The sequence below is a fragment of the Leptolyngbya sp. FACHB-8 genome, from assembly GCF_014695575.1.
Lineage (GTDB): Bacteria > Cyanobacteriota > Cyanobacteriia > Elainellales > Elainellaceae > Vacuolonema.
Genome location: NZ_JACJOO010000009.1, coordinates 1 through 17693, shown reverse-complemented (window position 1 = coordinate 17693; position 17693 = coordinate 1). Strand labels below are relative to the sequence as shown.

12 protein-coding genes are annotated in these 17693 nt (G+C 52.1%); 4 read left to right on the top strand and 8 right to left on the bottom strand.

Annotation, left to right across the window (positions count from 1 at the left end; translation table 11 throughout):
* Positions 1–11 precede the first annotated feature (11 nt).
* The 6 genes from fusA to H6F91_RS01580 form a co-directional block, all read right to left on the bottom strand.
* A complete protein-coding gene (gene fusA, locus H6F91_RS01605) occupies positions 12–2132 on the bottom strand; it encodes an elongation factor G (RefSeq protein WP_190770384.1) in 2121 nt (706 codons plus the stop codon).
* 126 nt (positions 2133–2258) lie between these two features.
* Positions 2259–2729 (bottom strand): 30S ribosomal protein S7, encoded by a 471-nt coding sequence (gene rpsG / locus H6F91_RS01600; RefSeq protein ID WP_190770383.1) that lies wholly within the window; start codon positions 2727–2729, stop codon positions 2259–2261.
* 152 nt (positions 2730–2881) lie between these two features.
* Complete coding sequence (gene rpsL / locus H6F91_RS01595) at positions 2882–3259, bottom strand: 30S ribosomal protein S12 (RefSeq protein WP_190770382.1); 378 nt, start codon at positions 3257–3259, stop codon at positions 2882–2884.
* Between the two features lie 140 nt (positions 3260–3399).
* Positions 3400–3774 carry an iron-sulfur cluster assembly accessory protein gene (locus H6F91_RS01590; RefSeq protein WP_190770381.1) on the bottom strand — a complete coding sequence of 125 codons (375 nt, stop codon included), beginning with the start codon at positions 3772–3774 and terminating at the stop codon, positions 3400–3402.
* Between the two features lie 225 nt (positions 3775–3999).
* Positions 4000–4413 carry a cupin domain-containing protein gene (locus tag H6F91_RS01585; protein WP_190770380.1) on the bottom strand — a complete coding sequence of 138 codons (414 nt, stop codon included), beginning with the start codon at positions 4411–4413 and terminating at the stop codon, positions 4000–4002.
* A gap of 298 nt (positions 4414–4711) precedes the next feature.
* Positions 4712–6598, bottom strand: coding sequence for a phosphodiester glycosidase family protein (locus H6F91_RS01580; protein WP_199307584.1), 1887 nt, complete (start codon positions 6596–6598; stop codon positions 4712–4714).
* A gap of 704 nt (positions 6599–7302) precedes the next feature.
* Here H6F91_RS01580 and gltB point away from each other — a divergent pair.
* On the top strand, positions 7303–11967 hold the full coding sequence (gene gltB, locus H6F91_RS01575; protein WP_190770379.1) for a glutamate synthase large subunit: 4665 nt from the start codon (positions 7303–7305) through the stop codon (positions 11965–11967).
* Between the two features lie 111 nt (positions 11968–12078).
* Here the strand turns inward: gltB and H6F91_RS01570 are convergent, their stop codons facing one another.
* The gene (locus H6F91_RS01570) at positions 12079–14232 is read right to left on the bottom strand and encodes a polyribonucleotide nucleotidyltransferase (protein ID WP_190770378.1); all 2154 of its coding nucleotides are present in this window, start codon (positions 14230–14232) and stop codon (positions 12079–12081) included.
* A 331-nt stretch (positions 14233–14563) separates the two neighbouring features.
* Here H6F91_RS01570 and H6F91_RS01565 point away from each other — a divergent pair, with 331 nt between their 5' ends.
* From H6F91_RS01565 to H6F91_RS01555, 3 genes are all read left to right on the top strand, one after another.
* Positions 14564–14947 carry a DUF2358 domain-containing protein gene (locus H6F91_RS01565; RefSeq protein WP_190770377.1) on the top strand — a complete coding sequence of 128 codons (384 nt, stop codon included), beginning with the start codon at positions 14564–14566 and terminating at the stop codon, positions 14945–14947.
* 408 nt (positions 14948–15355) lie between these two features.
* Positions 15356–16537: a TRC40/GET3/ArsA family transport-energizing ATPase gene (locus H6F91_RS01560; protein WP_190789195.1), complete on the top strand. Its 1182-nt coding sequence runs from the start codon at positions 15356–15358 to the stop codon at positions 16535–16537.
* A complete protein-coding gene (locus tag H6F91_RS01555; RefSeq protein ID WP_190770375.1) occupies positions 16534–17058 on the top strand; it encodes a hypothetical protein in 525 nt (174 codons plus the stop codon). Before H6F91_RS01560 ends, H6F91_RS01555 begins: the two co-directional genes overlap by 4 nt.
* Before the next feature lie 3 nt (positions 17059–17061).
* On the opposite strand, the gene H6F91_RS01550 is transcribed toward H6F91_RS01555, so the two are convergent.
* A complete protein-coding gene (locus tag H6F91_RS01550) occupies positions 17062–17562 on the bottom strand; it encodes a glutathione S-transferase family protein (RefSeq protein ID WP_347279998.1) in 501 nt (166 codons plus the stop codon).
* Positions 17563–17693 lie beyond the last annotated feature (131 nt).

The following is a 17693-nucleotide window of genomic DNA, read 5'->3' as shown; positions in this document are numbered from 1 at the left end:
TCCCTAAATTACTAAGCGTTCCCTTTGCTCTTTGCAACAATTGTCTCAGCTACGTTACGAGGTACCTCGCTGTACTCGCTGAATTCCATCGAGAATATGCCACGACCCTGAGTCTTGGACCGAATATCAGTAGCATATCCAAACATCTCCGCCAGGGGAACCTTCGACATTACTTTTGCAATGCCCTGTTCCGTATCCTGACCTTCAATGTGGCCTCGACGAGAGTTAAGGTCACCAATGACAGTTCCAATGAAATCTTCAGGAACTTCCACCTCGACCTTCATCAAAGGCTCCAGAAGTACAGGAGATGCCTTCATAACAGCGCCCTTGACTGCCATAGAACCGGCAATCTTGAACGCCATTTCCGAGGAGTCGACCTCGTGGAACGATCCATCTGTCAGGGTAACCTTTAGATCGATCATTGGGTACCCGGCATAAATTCCCGTCTCGCAGGCTTCTTTGATCCCCTGCTCAACCGCCGGAATGTATTCCTTCGGGATCACGCCGCCCACAACCTTGGAGACGAACTCAAATCCCGAACCCGGTTCTCCTGGCTCAACCCGAATGACCACATGGCCATACTGGCCTTTACCGCCACTCTGACGAGCGTACTTACACTCCTCAACAGTTGCCTTACGGATGGTTTCCCGATAGGCCACCTGGGGAGCCCCCACATTAGCTTCCACCTTGAACTCACGCTTCATCCGGTCGACCAGAATATCCAGGTGAAGCTCACCCATCCCCGCAATTACGGTCTGGTTCGTCTCGGGATCAACGCTCACTCGGAAGGTTGGATCCTCCTCAGAGAGAGACTGGAGCGCTTTCGAGAGCTTCTCCATATCCTGCTTCGTCTTCGGCTCAACGGCCACCGAAATTACCGGCTCAGGAATAAAGAGAGATTCCAGGATAATGGGAGATGACTCATCACAGATAGTATCGCCTGTGAAGGTATCTTTCAGGCCTAATGCCGCACCCAAATCCCCGGCCCGCAGCTCATCGACATCCAGACGCTCATCCGCCTTCAGAATAATTAAGCGAGAAATTCGCTCTTTCTTCCCTTTGGCTGAGTTATAGACATAACTCCCTTTCTTCATGACCCCGGAGTAGACCCGTACAAAGGTCAAACGACCGTAGGGGTCTGCCATTAGCTTAAACGCCAGAGCCGATAATGGTGAGTCATCGTTGGCTGGGCGCTCGGCAGTGCTACCGTCGGGCAAGATCCCCTGAATAGGTGGAACCTCAAGGGGAGAGGGCAGGTAGTTAACAACAGCATCCAGCAAGATCTGCACGCCCTTGTTTTTGAACGCAGACCCACACAGCATGGGAACGAGCGTTCCATGAATCGTGCCCTGACGCAAAGCCGCTCGGATCTCGTCCTCCGTCAAATCTTGACCTTCCAGGTATTTCGCCATCAGGTCATCGCTGATTTCAGAAACGGATTCCACCAGCTTGATGCGATATTCCTCAGCCAGGTCTTGAACCTCTTCGGGAATCTCGGCTTCAAGAATGTCGGTGCCCAGGTCGTTCTGGTAGAGGTAGGCTCGCATGCGAACCAGGTCTACAATTCCCCGCAGATTATCTTCACTGCCAATGGGAATCTGAATAGGAACGGCGTTAGCCCGGAGGCGATCGCGCACCTGCCGATAGACCTTCAGAAAATCCGCACCCGTCCGATCCATCTTATTAACAAAGATGATCCGGGGAACTTTGTAGCGATCTGCCTGCCGCCATACTGTTTCCGTCTGAGGTTGAACGCCACCCACTGAATCCAAAACGGTAATTACACCGTCCAGAACTCGCATGGAGCGTTCTACCTCAATGGTGAAGTCTACGTGCCCAGGGGTATCAATAATATTGATCTTGTATTCCGGTTCCCCTGCCATAGGCTGGGTTGGAACTTTGGGATCACGACGAGTCCAAGCAGTACTAATGGCAGCAGCCGTAATAGTGATACCTCGCTCCCGTTCCTGCTCCATCCAATCGGTAACGGTGTTACCATCGTGGACTTCGCCAATCTTATGAACCACCCCGGAGTAGAAGAGGATCCGCTCTGTCGTGGTGGTTTTTCCGGCATCAATATGTGCCGCAATCCCAATATTACGAACAAGTTCAAGCGGAGTGGTGCGCGCCACAACTACCTCCTTAAGTCGCTACCGCAATTTTCGGTCACTACTGCTTCTGTAAAGATTCTATACGTTTGCTTCCTCTGATGGCAGAGATTCCTTACAAGGCATGGAATCTTACAGAAATCCCAGGCACTAGTAACGATAATGGGCAAACGCTTTGTTGGCTTCAGCCATCTTATGAGTTTCTTCCCGCTTACGGATTGCACTTCCGGTCTCGTTTGCTGCATCCATCAGCTCGTTAGCCAAGCGGCCAGACATCGTCTTACCCGCACGACTCCGGGAAAACTGGATCAGCCAACGCAAAGCAAGTGCAGTTCCACGATCGGAACGGACTTCCATGGGTACCTGATAGGTAGCACCCCCAACCCGGCGAGCTTTTACTTCCACCAGGGGAGTTGCGTTCTTCACAGCGCGTTCAAAAACTTCGAGGGGATCGTTTCCGGTCCGTTCCTGAATCGTCTTGAAGGCGTCGTAAACGATACTGTAGGCGATGGATCGCTTGCCCGAACGCATCATGCGTCTCACCAACATGCTAACAAGGCGGCTTCCATAAGTGGGGTCGGGCGGAACGGGGCGTTTTTGAATGGCTGTGCGACGAGACATAAGGCTAGTTCTGGCGATGAAGTTTTATGCTTAATGATTCGGTACTAAAGCGTCAGCAGGAAGAAGGTTAAGGGATTCAGTAGGCGCGGAAGATTTAGCTGCTCAAGGTTAATGATGGGCTATCGCCGCAGAGCAGACATCAACCAGTCAGCTTACTTAGCCTTAGGCCGCTTGGCTCCGTACTTGGAGCGCCCTTGCTTCCGGTCTTTAACCCCAGCGGTATCCAGGGTTCCACGAACGATGTGATAGCGTACACCTGGCAAATCTTTTACCCGGCCACCACGGATCATCACAACAGAGTGTTCTTGAAGGTTATGGCCAATCCCTGGGATGTAGGCCGTTACTTCAAAGCCCGAGGTCAGGCGAACACGAGCTACTTTCCGCAGAGCTGAGTTCGGCTTCTTGGGGGTCGTGGTGTATACGCGAGTACATACGCCACGCCGTTGCGGACAACTCTTTAGGGCTGGCGACTTGGTTTTTTGATTCGCTTTTTGGCGTTCACTACGAATGAGTTGCTGAATGGTCGGCATGGATGCTCTGCCTTGCGCCTCTCAATAAGGTCTGAAAGTTTTCACAGTCTACAATCATACCGATTTTCCGCAATTTGTGTCAACTTTTTAGTTGACAGTCCCGCTTCCTTGAAATAAGGGATTTCAGGTTGACGGCGATTTTAGAAATTAGGGGGTTCGGTACACGCAACATCTGAAATGGTTGTGGCTTCAAGCGAGAAGGAGGCTCCGCAGCCACAGGTGGCGATCGCATTGGGGTTATGAAACCGAAAGCCACCACCCATCAAATCTTCAGCATAGTCAAGGGTAGTACCGTCTATGGCGGGTAGGCTGTTTGGATCGACTACAATCGTCAACCCATCCCGTTCCCAGACCTGATCGTCTGGAGTGACACGGGTGGAGGGTTGGAGGGTGTAGTACAGATCAGCACAACCGCCCGGCTGTACTCCTACACGAAAGGAGAGATTTTCGGGTTGAGAACCCGTAGTCACCAAACGGCAAATTTCTTGAATTGCCAGCGGGCTGAGATGAATCATTCCGTGGACTGAATATTTAGGCCGGATTCAATTCTAGAGGATTCAGTCGCAGTCGTGATTGTATCTCCTGAAGTCACTGAAGCCTTTGTGGTAAGAATGTTGTACGTAACGTCCTTACCGCAAAGGTTTTAGCTCATAAAGCAAAAGCGAGATGCTGCATCGGCATCTCGCTTTTAAGCCCAGGTGAATTAATTTTCTTATCAATTTAATGCAAAGTGGACGGGATTACTTTTCGGTACGAGCGTAGTCATCCTGATAACGGACGATGTCGTCTTCGCCGAGGTATTCGCCATTTTGAACTTCGATCAGAATCAGGGGGATAACGCCAGGGTTCTCTAGGCGGTGGCTAGTGCAGGGGGGAACGTAGGTGGATTGATTGCAGAACAACAAGGTGTCCTGGTCGCCACAGATGACACGAGCCGTACCTGACACGACAATCCAGTGTTCACTACGGTGGTGGTGCATTTGTAGGCTGAGCCGATGACCAGGCTTGACCTCAATGCGCTTAATCTTATACCCAGTTCCTTCTTCCAGAACCGTGAATGAACCCCAGGGGCGAAGTTCAGTCGCAGCGACACCTTTGCCGACAGCGGGGGCAGATAAGACGGTTGGTTGAGCGACTTCCTTGGCTTGGACCACGGCACTTTCTCCTTAAAAGATAATACTCGTGTAAACGATGCAGTGGACTGAATGCGAAACAGGCAAGAGCGATATCTGATGGGTGAGGATAATGTTGCAAATTTTCCTCAAGGGTGGGACATCAAGCCACAGAGCTTTACAAGCTTTAGATTTAGCCCACTCAGCCACCATACAAGACCCACTGAATGAGTGTCATCCCTGTAGGGGCTCATTCACACAATCTAAACAACGGCTTTAACAAAGAACGAGCGCAACTTTACGTGGATACTTTGTGCTCTTGCTGAAAGGTTCTGTAACTTTACTGAGGTGGGGCCGCAAAGACCCCAATCCCGTTATGAACACGGGCTGCCGTGAGGGGAGATCGATTGATGAGGCGGCCTCCAAGATATAGAGACGTTGAGCTACCTCCGTCTAAGTTGAGGGCATCTGTGGCCCCAAGTTGCTGCATCAGTTGAGCCCACTCTAAAAGCGTGGGACCCCGACCTCCGATACGGTTTTGACCGGCAACTAAGAGGATGTTGCCGTCAGCCGTACGGGCGATCGCACTGCGAACGGCCCGTTGTTGAACAAATTGTGCTGTAAACTGCTCAGCTCCTCCATTCAAGACAACTCGGCGATTTTGAATCAGTAGTGGACCTGCTCCAAGTACTTGAGGAAAGGAATCGAACGCGGCTGGATTAGACCCCTGTTGAATTTGTAGAGTGGTGCCTGTAGGGAGAGTGTTGGCGATCGCCTCACTGCCCCTGGACACCAGCAAGTATCCATCCTGCGGAACTGGAAAACTGCCTTGTCCAGCCGTCGGAGCAAATCCCTGGCTAACAATTTGATCTCGTCGAACCGTAAAGATCGTTTCGTTAGCAAGAATGGGCGTATAGGCCGGCCCCCACTCCGGGGTGTAACGAGAAACACCCGTACCAACGTATCCACTATTTAGCGAGAAAATCGGTACAGTTGAGCCCTGACTCGTGCGAATCGTTTCACCGAGGGTCAGACGATCCAGAACGGCATCGCCGCGCTCATTCCAGCCGATCGCTCCTCGGTTCAAGATAGGACCTGAGAACCAGCGAGATTCCCGACGAATGGCTCCTAAAGGTAGCTGATTATTACGGTTGAAGAACCCAGCATTAATAGCTGCAGCCGCCTGATTCTGGCGAGCCATCGTCGTCAGGGGTGTAATGCCAGGTTGTCCGTTTGGATTGCCCCAGATGGGACGAACCCGAGTATCGCTTTGGCGAGGATTAATTTCTAGCCAAATGACGGGGAATGTACTATCGCCCAAATTTAAGAGTTGCGATCGCCACCGAATTCCTGGAGACCATTGGATGTCCCGGTTTGGAAAGACCTCTGAGCGCAAGTCGACAACCAAGCGATTGGGATTTGGAAGTGTAAAGGCTACAGGCCGAACACCGCTCGTTCCCTGAATCTGGATGACCGTCTTGGTGCCGCGCTGAGAAACCTGATAACCCTGGAAGGTATTACCGGAGCGAGTAGGGGTAGGCGGAGTCGCAGGGCTGTAGGCCCCATCTACGCTAATTTCAACCCCAGTGGTTTGCTCCGTCACTTGCCAGGTGGTTGGGCCTGCCAGGTCGATGACAAAGCGATCGCCCCAGGACTGTCGCCCCTGGCGCACATTTAACACTTGGGCTGTCGGTGTTTGGATTTGTAGAGAACCCCCTGACAGTGAAAAACGCCAGTTGAATGTGGTCGCAATGGAGCTCATATCCAGGTATCGGAACTGACCGTCGTTCCAGGCTCGCAGGATGAGGGGGGTAGCAACCGGGTCGGTAAACCAACGAACTGGTTGTTGCTGAGGGTCACGGGTGTCTAACAATTCCACTCCAACCAGTTGCATGAGGCCAACATCAGAGATACCGACTTGGCCATTCCAAATGGACCATTCGACAGGCAAGGTAGTGCCGTTCACCACAATTTGATTACCCCGTTGCGCGTCATTTCGCTGAGCTAACAGGGTGAGGTTCGTCGTGGCTTGAGCTTCTTGGAAACGAGAGGCCGCATTGGCCCGAATGTCAGGAAATTGAAACAAAAAAGCGACCCCGACCATGATGGCGAAAGCAAATCCAAAGCTATGCATGAGGGGCAGCGCAGGGGCTGAGGCAGATGTCTTTCGTCGTGCTAAGCGGCGGGATTTACGACGAGACGGGGAGCGGTTGGAACGTCGTGGCATGGATTCGATCTATCAAAAGAGGAGAGCTGTGGTACGAGAATACCCCCCCTTCGACAGAAGACGTTCCTTTATTAAGAACTGTGCCCAGGTACTCCAGAACAAGCTTTCCACGCTGAAAAACTGATTACGGCAGTAGACCGATTGTTTGAGATCTGGATCGGGATCTAGAAGGAAACCATTCTTGATACAATTCGTTAGGATTGAAACTCAATCGATCGATGAGCTACTCCTCAGAAGCAAGCTTCAAAACATGTGGATAACACCTAATTTGCAATTCCTCAAATCTTAAGGGATTGCAAAGTTTTTCAGGTTCCACTAATATGATCTTCTCTATTTGGCTTTTGGAAAGGCTCTCAGCGATCTCCTCCCCATGTTCCTGTAGGCGGGTCGGTTGTCGATAGGGCACGAAAATAGATCAACCGACTGCACTCAGGGCCTTGCCATTTGCGAGGATAGGGTCTGAGGCACCACTGAGCGAGTACTCACAGTATTGTTGAGTAGATTCACGAAACTGTGACAAACTTTGCGTTCTAGACTTATTTCTTCACCCTAGAGTGAAGAATAAGAGATTCAGTGTGCGAGGCTTGACTACCGATTGCGGCAGTCGGGTAGAGGGGGCGATTCAATCAGCTGCCGGGTGAACGTGAGTCTACTGGCGTGCCATGGCAGATCGATGAGTCAGGGACAGGTCAAACATTTACGTTATGGGTAATAAGGGCGTGAATACGAGCAACTCGATGAATCTGGCACAAACCGAAGGATACGCTGGCCAGCGGTGGTTGGTGGAGGAGCGCGACGCCTGTGGGGTTGGCTTTGTAGCCGACCAGCAGGGGCGGGCGAGCCACAGCCTGGTCTCGAAAGCTCTTGGTGCCCTGACCTGCCTGGAACACCGGGGCGGCTGTAACGCGGATATGGATTCTGGGGATGGGGCTGGGATTATGACCGCCCTGCCCTGGGGTATTTTGCGTCCCTGGTTAGAATCTCAAGGTATGACTGTCAGTCGGTTAGAAAATCTGGCTGTCGGTATGGTCTTTTTGCCTCAGGCGGAAAAGGCGGCAGCGATCGCCCGTCAAACTGCGCAGCAAGCCATTGAAGCGACAGGGCTGAAACTGTTGGGTTGGCGCTCAGTACCCGTGCGTCCAGAAACTCTTGGGGTATTGGCACGCGATAATCAGCCCACTATTGAGCAGGTTATTGTTCAGGCGAATGTTGAGGGAGATAGCCTGGAGCGCTTGCTGTTCCTGGCACGCAAGCGGATGCTGCGAAGCTTGAGTGCATCGGCTGGCCAGTCCCCAGATCATGCCCTGGCTTACCAGGAGTTTTACGTTTGCTCGTTTTCTAATCGCACCATTGTTTATAAGGGTATGGTGCGCTCAGCCGTATTGGCTGACTTCTATGAGGATTTGCAGAATCCTGCCTACGAAAGCACGTTTGCCGTCTATCATCGCCGCTTCAGTACTAATACGATGCCTCGCTGGCCGCTGGCTCAACCCATGCGCTTGCTGGGCCATAACGGTGAAATCAATACACTGTTGGGCAACATCAACTGGATGGTGGCTCGAGAAGCAGAACTGGCTCATGACTGCTGGGGAACTGAACTTCCCGATCTCATGCCCAGCGTAAATCCAGACAATAGTGACTCTGCCAACTTGGATAACGTGCTGGAATTGCTGGTGCGTTCTGGTCGCGATCCGTTGACGGCATTGATGATCATGGTGCCGGAGGCCTACAAGAATCAGCCTGATCTGGCCGATCATCCTGAGATTACTGACTTCTACGACTTCTACAGTGGTATTCAGGAGCCCTGGGATGGGCCTGCGCTATTGGTCTTTAGCGATGGTCGCACGGTAGGAGCTTGTCTGGACCGTAACGGTCTGCGTCCTGCTCGTTATGTGATTACCCACGATGGTTACATTGTCGTTTCTTCCGAAGCTGGGGTCGTGGATATTCCCGAAGCGGAGATTGTGGAGAAGGGGCGGTTAGGTCCTGGGCAGACGATCGCCATTAACCTCGAAAGCAGAGAAATTCTGAAAAATTGGGACATGAAGAAGCGGGTTGCATCCCAGAAGCCCTATGGTCAGTGGCTCAAGGAGCACCGCCAAACCCTGGAAGCTCAGCCCTTCCTCACAGCTTCCCAGATGGATAGCCCTACTCTGCTGCGGCAGCAGGTCGCCTTTGGCTACACCTCTGAAGATGTGGAGATGATCATTCAGGACATGGCATCCCGGGGTGGTGAGCCGACCTTCTGCATGGGTGACGACACGCCTTTGGCTGTGCTGTCTGACAAGCCTCACCTGCTTTATGACTACTTCAAGCAGCGGTTTGCTCAGGTAACGAACCCACCGATTGACCCTCTCCGGGAAAAACTGGTGATGTCCCTGCAAATGTACCTGGGAGAACGGCGCAACCTGCTGGGAGAAACGCCGGAGCATGCCCGTTTGCTGACGATTTCTTCCCCTGTTCTAAACGACGGGGAACTGGATGTTATTCGTCGGTCTAGCTTTGATACAGCAACGCTCTCGACCCTGTACTCTGTGTCAGCAGGGCCAGGCGGTTTGCAGCAAGCTGTAAATGACCTGTGCCAGGCTGCGGCTGCGGCTGTGCAGAATGGCAAGAAGGTATTGATTCTGAGCGATCGCTTTGCCACCGATGGTAGCCTTGCGACTCTCAACCCTGAGTTGACCTACGTTCCTCCACTACTGGCAGTGGGTGCTGTCCACCATCACCTGATTCGTCAAGGCTTGCGGATGCGGGCGTCCCTGGTTGTGGATACGGCTCAGTGCTGGAGCACCCATCACTTTGCCTGCTTAGTCGGTTATGGTGCAAGCGCTATCTGTCCCTACATGGCGTTGGAAACGGTGCGCCACTGGTACGCCGACCCGAAGACTCAGAGCCTAATGGAACGGGGCAAGCTGGATGCTATTTCTCTAGAGAAAGCGCAGCAGAACTACCGTAAGGCTGTTGAATCTGGCTTGCTAAAGATCCTCTCCAAGATGGGGATTTCGCTGATGGCTAGCTATCATGGCGCGCAAATTTTTGAAGCGATTGGGATTGGTGGGGATCTGTTGAGCCTGGGCTTCAAGGGAACTGCTTCTCGTTTGGGCGGCTTAAGTGTGACGGATCTGGCGAACGAAGTTATGTCCTTCCACAGCCGTGCCTTCCCCGAACTGAGCATCAAGAAGTTGCAGAACTATGGCTTCGTGCAGTATCGCCCTGGTGGGGAGTACCACATGAACAGCCCCGAAATGGCGAAGTATCTGCACAAGGCAGTCGAGCAGAAAAGCCCCGACCACTACGACCTGTACATGAAGTACTTGCAGGATCGTCCGGTAACGGCTCTGCGTGACTTGCTGGACTTCAAGAGCGATCGCCCCTCCATTCCTCTCGACCAGGTAGAATCTGCAACGGATATCGTGAAGCGCTTCTGCACAGGTGGTATGTCTCTGGGAGCCTTGTCGCGAGAGGCACATGAGACGTTGGCGATCGCCATGAACCGAATTGGTGGTAAGTCCAACTCCGGTGAAGGTGGTGAAGACCCCGTTCGCTTTAAAGTTCTGGATGACGTGGATGGGGAAGGGCTGTCGGGAACGCTACCCCACCTGAAGGGTCTCAAGAATGGGGATACGGCCAGCTCAGCCATTAAACAAATTGCCTCGGGCCGCTTCGGCGTTACCCCCGAGTATCTAATGAGCGCTCAGCAGCTTGAGATCAAGATGGCACAAGGTGCAAAGCCGGGTGAAGGTGGTCAGCTTCCGGGTAAGAAAGTGAGCCCCTACATTGCCATGCTGCGTCGCTCCAAGCCCGGTGTAACTCTGATTTCGCCACCACCGCATCACGATATCTATTCCATCGAGGACCTGGCTCAGCTCATCTTCGACCTGCACCAGATCAACCCACTGGCAAAGGTATCCGTGAAGCTGGTATCTGAGGTGGGTATTGGAACGATCGCCGCTGGGGTTGCCAAGGCCAACGCGGACATCATCCAGATTTCTGGTCATGATGGTGGTACTGGTGCTTCGCCTCTCAGTTCGATTAAGCATGCTGGAAGCCCCTGGGAATTGGGTCTGACGGAAGTGCATCGAGTGTTGATGGAGAACCAATTGCGCGATCGCGTCATCCTCCGGGTTGATGGCGGTATCAAGACCGGTTGGGATGTGGTGATGGGTGCCCTGATGGGTGCCGAAGAATTCGGTTTCGGCTCCATCGCTATGATTGCCGAAGGTTGCATCATGGCCCGCATCTGCCACACCAACAACTGTCCAGTCGGTGTTGCCAGCCAGCGTGAGGAACTGCGGAAGCGCTTCACTGGGATGCCGGAGCATGTGGTTAACTTCTTCATCTTTGTTGCTGAGGAAGTGCGATCGCTCCTGGCTCGCTTGGGCTATACCCACCTCAACGACATTATTGGTCGGGCTGACCTGCTGAAGCCTCGCCAAGGTGTCGGCCTCACCAAGACTCAGAGTTTGAACCTGGGTTGCCTGACCAATCTGCCCGATACTCGGGATAATCGTTCCTGGTTAGAGCATGGTGATGTTCACACCAACGGGCCTGTGTTGGATGATGAGCTGCTGCAGGATGGGGATATTCAATCAGCGATCGCACAGCACAGCAGTGTTACCAAGGAAATCAAAGTCGTCAACACCGACCGTACCCTCGGGGCACGAATTTCGGGGGCGATCGCCAAGCGCTATGGCGATAGTGGCTTCGAAGGGCAAATTACTCTTCAAGCTAAAGGCAGCGTTGGTCAGAGCTTTGGTGCCTTCAACCTGGTCGGTATGACCCTCGACCTGGAAGGGGAAGCCAATGACTATGTAGGTAAGGGCATGCATGGCGGGGAAATTATCATCCGTCCCCCTGCCAACGCCAACTATGACGCAGCTAAGAACGTCATTATTGGCAACACCTGCCTTTATGGCGCAACCGGGGGTCGCTTGTTTGCCAGTGGTCAGGCTGGTGAGCGGTTTGCAGTACGCAACTCCCGCGCCCATGCGGTGATTGAAGGAGCGGGCGATCACTGCTGCGAATACATGACCGGTGGTGTGGTGGTTGTCCTCGGACGCGTTGGCCGTAACGTAGGTGCCGGGATGACCGGCGGATTGGGATACTTTCTGGATGAGGATGGTGGGTTTAGCGATCGCGTGAACCCCGAAATTGTAAAACTTCAGCGGATTCAAAGCCCTGTTGGAGAACAGCAATTGAAGTCCTTGATTGAGGCTCACGTTGAACGGACGGGTAGCGCTAAAGGTAAGGCGGTCTTGGCAGATTGGGCGAACTATCTACCCAAGTTCTGGCAGGTAGTACCTCCCTCGGAAGCCGAAAGCCCTGAAGTTCAGGCTGAAGCTGAAAAGGTTTTGACTCCTGCTCCCTAGAGCTCGTTTAGTCTGAAAAAAAAAGCACCTGGAAGGTTCCAGGTGCTTTTTTAAGAAGTGCCCACAAAAAAGGGGCGAAATATTCGCCCCTCTCTGTGTTACAGCATTGAATTAGCTTGCTTCTGCGGCTGCTTTTGCAGCGGCGGCTTCATCGGGATGAATGCCCAGACGAGTCAGGTTGATCCGACCCCGTCCATCAATCTCTCGGACTTTCACAACGATTTCTTCACCCACCGAGACTTCATCTTCCACTTTGCCAACGCGATAGTCGGCGAGTTGGGAGATGTGGATCATGCCTTCTTTACCGGGAAGGAATTCTACAAAGGCACCGATAGGGATGATACGGGTGACTTTGCCTATATAAACATCCCCTGCCGACAACTTGCGGGTCATACCTTCGATGATGGCGCGAGCTTGTTGGGCTTTGATGCCATCGATGGAGGCGATCGTCACAGTACCATCGTCTTCGATGTCGATCTTGGCTCCGGTTTGTTCGGTGATGCTCTTGATCGTCTTACCGCCGGGGCCAATGACCATACCGATCATATCGGGATCGATCTTGATGGTAAGCAGTCGTGGCGCGAAAGGTGACAGTTCCTTGTTGGGCTCCGAGATGGCTTCCATCATCTTGCCCAGGATATGTAGACGAGCCGCACGAGCCTGCTTGATGGCATCGGCTACCACAGAAATTGGCAAGCCGTTGATTTTCATATCCATTTGCAGGGCGGTGATACCCGTGTCAGTTCCGGCCACCTTAAAGTCCATGTCGCCGAGGAAATCTTCGATTCCCTGGATGTCTGTCAAGATGCGAACTTCATCACCTTCCTTGATCAGACCCATGGCAGCACCGCTTACGGGCTTCTTGATGGGAACCCCAGCATCCATCAGGGCCAGGGTAGAACCACACACCGAACCCATGGAAGTGGAACCGTTGGAGGATAACACCTCGGAAACGACCCGTAGCACGTAGGGAAAGTCGATCTTTTCGGGTAGCACCGGCACCAGTGCCCGCTCTGCTAGAGCCCCATGACCAACTTCACGGCGACCGGGCGATCGCATCGGTTTCGTCTCACCCACCGAGTAGGGGGGGAAGTTGTAGTGATGCATATAGCGCTTCTGCTCATCGGGGTGCAGGTCGTCCAACTCCTGCGCTTCACCGGGTGTGCCTAGCGTTACTGCCGACAACACCTGGGTCAGTTCCCGTTGGAAGACCGCACTACCATGCACCCGCCGAGGCAACACCCCAGTGCGGCAGGAAATCTTACGGACTTCATCCAGTTTACGGCCATCCACTCGCACGCCGTCTTCGACAATTTGACGGCGCATCAGCTTCTTGGTAACGCTCTTGAAGACATTCGGCAGGGCCTTGCCGTCAGCCTCAGCGGCGACACGAACGGGGTCATCTTCAGCCAGTTCAGCGATCGCTGCTGCGACAGATGCTTTCACCTCGTCCAGCTTTTCGTCACGCTGGGGCTTGGTGTATTCGAAGTGAGCCAAAATTTCTTTAATGGAAGCGGTAGAACGCTCCGTAATGAAATCCTCCAACGTGGAATCGACCACGGGGGCTGCTTCCTGCACAATCTCTAGACCCAAATCGCTCATCAGGTCACGCTGGGCTTGGATCAGTTCCCGGACAGCCTCGTAACCAAAATCGATCGCTTCGATCATGTCTTGCTCAGGCAATTGATTCGCCCCGGCCTCGACCATGATCACACCCTCGGGCGATCCGGCAACCACCAGATCCAGATCTCCGACTTCAATTTCTTCGTAGGTGGGATTGATAATAAAATCGTCTCCGACCAGGCCAACGCGTACCGCTGCCATGGGGCCGTTGAATGGAATTTGCGCTAACAGGGTAGCAATGGAAGCCCCAGTTACCGCTAACACATCGGGAGGTACCCGCTCATCCATCGACATCGTCGTCGCCACAATCTGAATGTCATCCCGCAGCCATTGGGGAAATAGAGGCCGCATGGGGCGGTCAATCAAACGGCTAATCAGGGTTGCTTTCTCCGGTGGGCGACCTTCCCGCCGCAAGAAACCCCCAGGGATGCGTCCTGCCGCGTACAATCTCTCTTCGTAATCCACCAACAGCGGCAAAAAATCAATTCCTTCGCGGCCCGATGCTCGGGTCGCGGTCACCAATACGGCAGTGTCTTCTGACTCGACCAACACAGCACCGCCTGCCTGGGGTGCTAACAGACCAATCTTGAGCCGAATATCTCTTCCATCAAAGACTATCGACTTTTCTATTTCTCCGACCATCTATCGAATTGTCCTTCTTTCTCTCTTTCTTCTGTGGAAATCCTAACACCGAAATTCTGGAGTGTTTCAGATTTTGCAATCGTTCCGCAACTCCGGCTTCAGCCAATTGCCCAACGATTGGGCCTCTTAAGTCATGGCCCGCAACGTCCTGTTACAAACCAGAATGTGTCTCTCTACTCCTTATCGTAGACTGAGAACGATTCTCTGAACTTGTACCGGAAGAATATTTTCACCCATTTCTGAATGGTGGTATGAAATGGAATTAAGACTGTAGTTTGGCATCCCATTTCATACCCCCATTCAGAAACACCTATTTCAACTATTTTTTAAGATGGATATTCTTGAGGCGCTCAAAGCGGATTATCAAAATTTTCCTAAAGCTCAAACCTACAGTCTCTATGCTCCGGATGTGTACTTCAAAGACCCGATGACTCAGTTTCGGGGGTGCGATCGCTATCAAAAAATGATTAGATTCATCGACACCTGGTTTCGCGATCCCCGTCTTGAACTGCACGAAATTCAGCGCACCGGCAAACACATCCGTACTGACTGGACGCTTTACTGGACAACGCCCCTACCCTGGAATCCCCATATCCAAATTTCGGGTTGGAGCGAACTAAAGCTTAATGAGAACGATTTGATTATTTCTCATATTGATTACTGGCATTGTTCTCGCTTGGATGTGCTGAAGCAGCATTTTCCGGGGCAAGCCTAATCTAGGAATCTATTTTTCCGTATGTGCGTATAGAAGAAATACGTTGCCTGGTGCATCTGTGTTGTGTGCAAAGCACACAACACAGATGCGTAAGCCCTGCTCAGGTTCGGTTTAGGCTGAAGGGGGAAGGTTGTTCTATATAGCCCTTCGACACTGCAATGACTTAGGCTAAGGCTCGATTCCAGAGTTTTGAGAAGTATCTGTCCTACGACGATGTGACAGAGAATTTCTATTATTGCGGTTCTAAATGGCATTGAGAGAGCGATCGCTCTCTCCCATTCCTGGGCCTTGGTTGAATCAGATTTGGTGCGTCACACCTGATTCAACCAGATTTGATATAAATTTCCCAAAATCAAACTATTGCCGATACATTAAGGATAGATACAGTTCGTAATACTTAAGCTTTTTATGCGCGTAATCCTGATGACCGGAAAGGGAGGGGTTGGCAAAACCTCCGTGGCAGCGGCAACTGGCCTGCGTTGTGCCGAGCTGGGCCACAAAACCCTCGTGCTGAGCACTGACCCTGCCCATTCCCTGGCCGATAGCTTCGATATGGAGCTGGGGCATGACCCGCGTCAGGTGCGTCCCAACCTGTGGGGGGCAGAACTGGATGCCCTCATGGAGTTGGAAGGCAACTGGGGTGCAGTGAAGCGCTATATTACTCAAGTTTTACAGGCTCGTGGTTTGGAAGGTGTTGAAGCGGAAGAACTGGCTATCCTACCGGGTATGGATGAGATCTTCAGCCTGGTACGGATGAAGCGCCACTATGACGAAGGCGAGTTTGACGTATTAATTATTGACTCTGCACCAACCGGAACAGCTTTGCGGCTTCTCAGCTTGCCGGAGGTGGCGGGCTGGTACATGCGCCGCTTCTACAAACCACTTCAGGCCGTCTCTGCGGCATTGCGTCCTCTGGTAGAACCGATCTTCCGTCCGATCGCTGGCTTCTCTCTTCCCAACCAGGAAGTAATGGATGCGCCCTACGAGTTTTATGAGCAGATCGAGGCTTTGGAAAAGGTACTGACGGACAACACCAAAACCTCGGTGCGCCTGGTCACCAATCCCGAAAAGATGGTGATTAAGGAATCCTTGCGGGCACACGCTTATCTCAGCCTCTACAATGTGGCGACGGATATGGTGGTAGCGAACCGCATTATTCCCGATTCGGTATCTGATCCGTTCTTCACCCGTTGGAAGGAAAATCAGCAGCAGTATCGTCAGGAAATTCACGATAACTTCCAGCCGTTGCCCGTGAAGGAAGTGCCGCTGTTTTCTGAGGAACTGTGCGGTTTAGCGGCACTCGATCGCCTGAAAGATACGCTTTACGCCAATGAAGATCCCGCTCAGGTTTACTACAAAGAGACCACAATGCGGGTTGTACAGGAACAGAACCAGTACAGCCTTGAGCTGTATCTGCCAGGGATTCCGAAGGACAAGATTGAACTCAGCAAGTCTGCCGACGAACTTAATGTTCGCATTGGTAACCACCGTCGCAATCTGGTGCTACCCCAGGCACTTGCAGCCCTGCAACCTTCGGGGGCGAAGATGGAGGAAGATTACCTGAAAATTCGATTTGCTCAGCCTGCATGAGTATAGGATTGTGGCGATCGCTCCCTCCCTGGCTAACCTGGATCGTCCCCTACTGCACCTTTACTTTATCCATCGAGGCTCCCCTGCACCGAGTGTTGGGTAATTTGCAAACGCTCACCATGACAGGTATACGTCAGGGTGAGCGGGGAACTTTAGCAGGTTATGAATACAAGGTGCGATCGCAAGCCAAAGGTATCCGCATCTTGGGGCCTTATGGTAACCGACGATGGACTCTCGTAACCCACGTCACGATTCTTCCGAATTTGGAAGATGAGCGTTACACGCGCCTTGCGCTGACCTCGCGTATTGCCAGGCAAATCTGGATACAGTTGGGAATAGGGGTGATTGCTTTCGTCGGGTTATCCATTTTTATCTTTCGGGATACAGGAAACTGGGCGCAAATTGCTGCAACTTCTTTCCTGCAAATTGGAGCGATCGCCTACGTTTTGAGTTTGATTAGTCTCCGTCTTGAAACGAACACTTTGGTGAAACAGTTGAAGCAGCGGCTAGAGGCAAATTGAAGCTTACGCAGCTTGCTTTTCAGCTTCGAGAATTCGTTGCGACAAAATGCTATTGCGTTGCAACAGAAAGTTGTGGAGCAACTCAAAATAATTATCGGCAACAGCCTGTTGAACCGAAGGACGTTGCAGCAAAGTCTCGCTCCAGGCTCGTACTTTGGGTGTTTGGGCAAAGAAGCCAAAATTCTCGTAGCGTTCAAATGCTGCAAAGTAACGGAAGATGGGGCCATAAACCGCATCTACCAGGGAAAAGGTTGCTCCTGCAAAATAAGGTGCCGTTTGAAGTTGATTTTCTAAGATTTGAAAACTACTGATTAACGCCTGCCGTTTCACTTCGAAAGTTTCCTCATCCTTAGCAGCATAGAAACCTACAATTTTAGTTAGAATATCAGAGCCAAACTCAATCCAGGCACGATGTCTAGCTTTTGTGAGAGGATCTTGGGGATGTAGCGAATTAGGGGTGATTTCATCCAAATATTCACAAATCACAGCTGATTCAAACAACACTTCACTATCATTTACTAGTGGGTCATTTGACTCGAATATCGCCATTTTTTATAGGCGGCTGTCAAGATAGTAGGGAACCCTTGGGTGCCCTGCTATGACCCGTCGCCAAAAACATCCCCTGCGTGATCTGA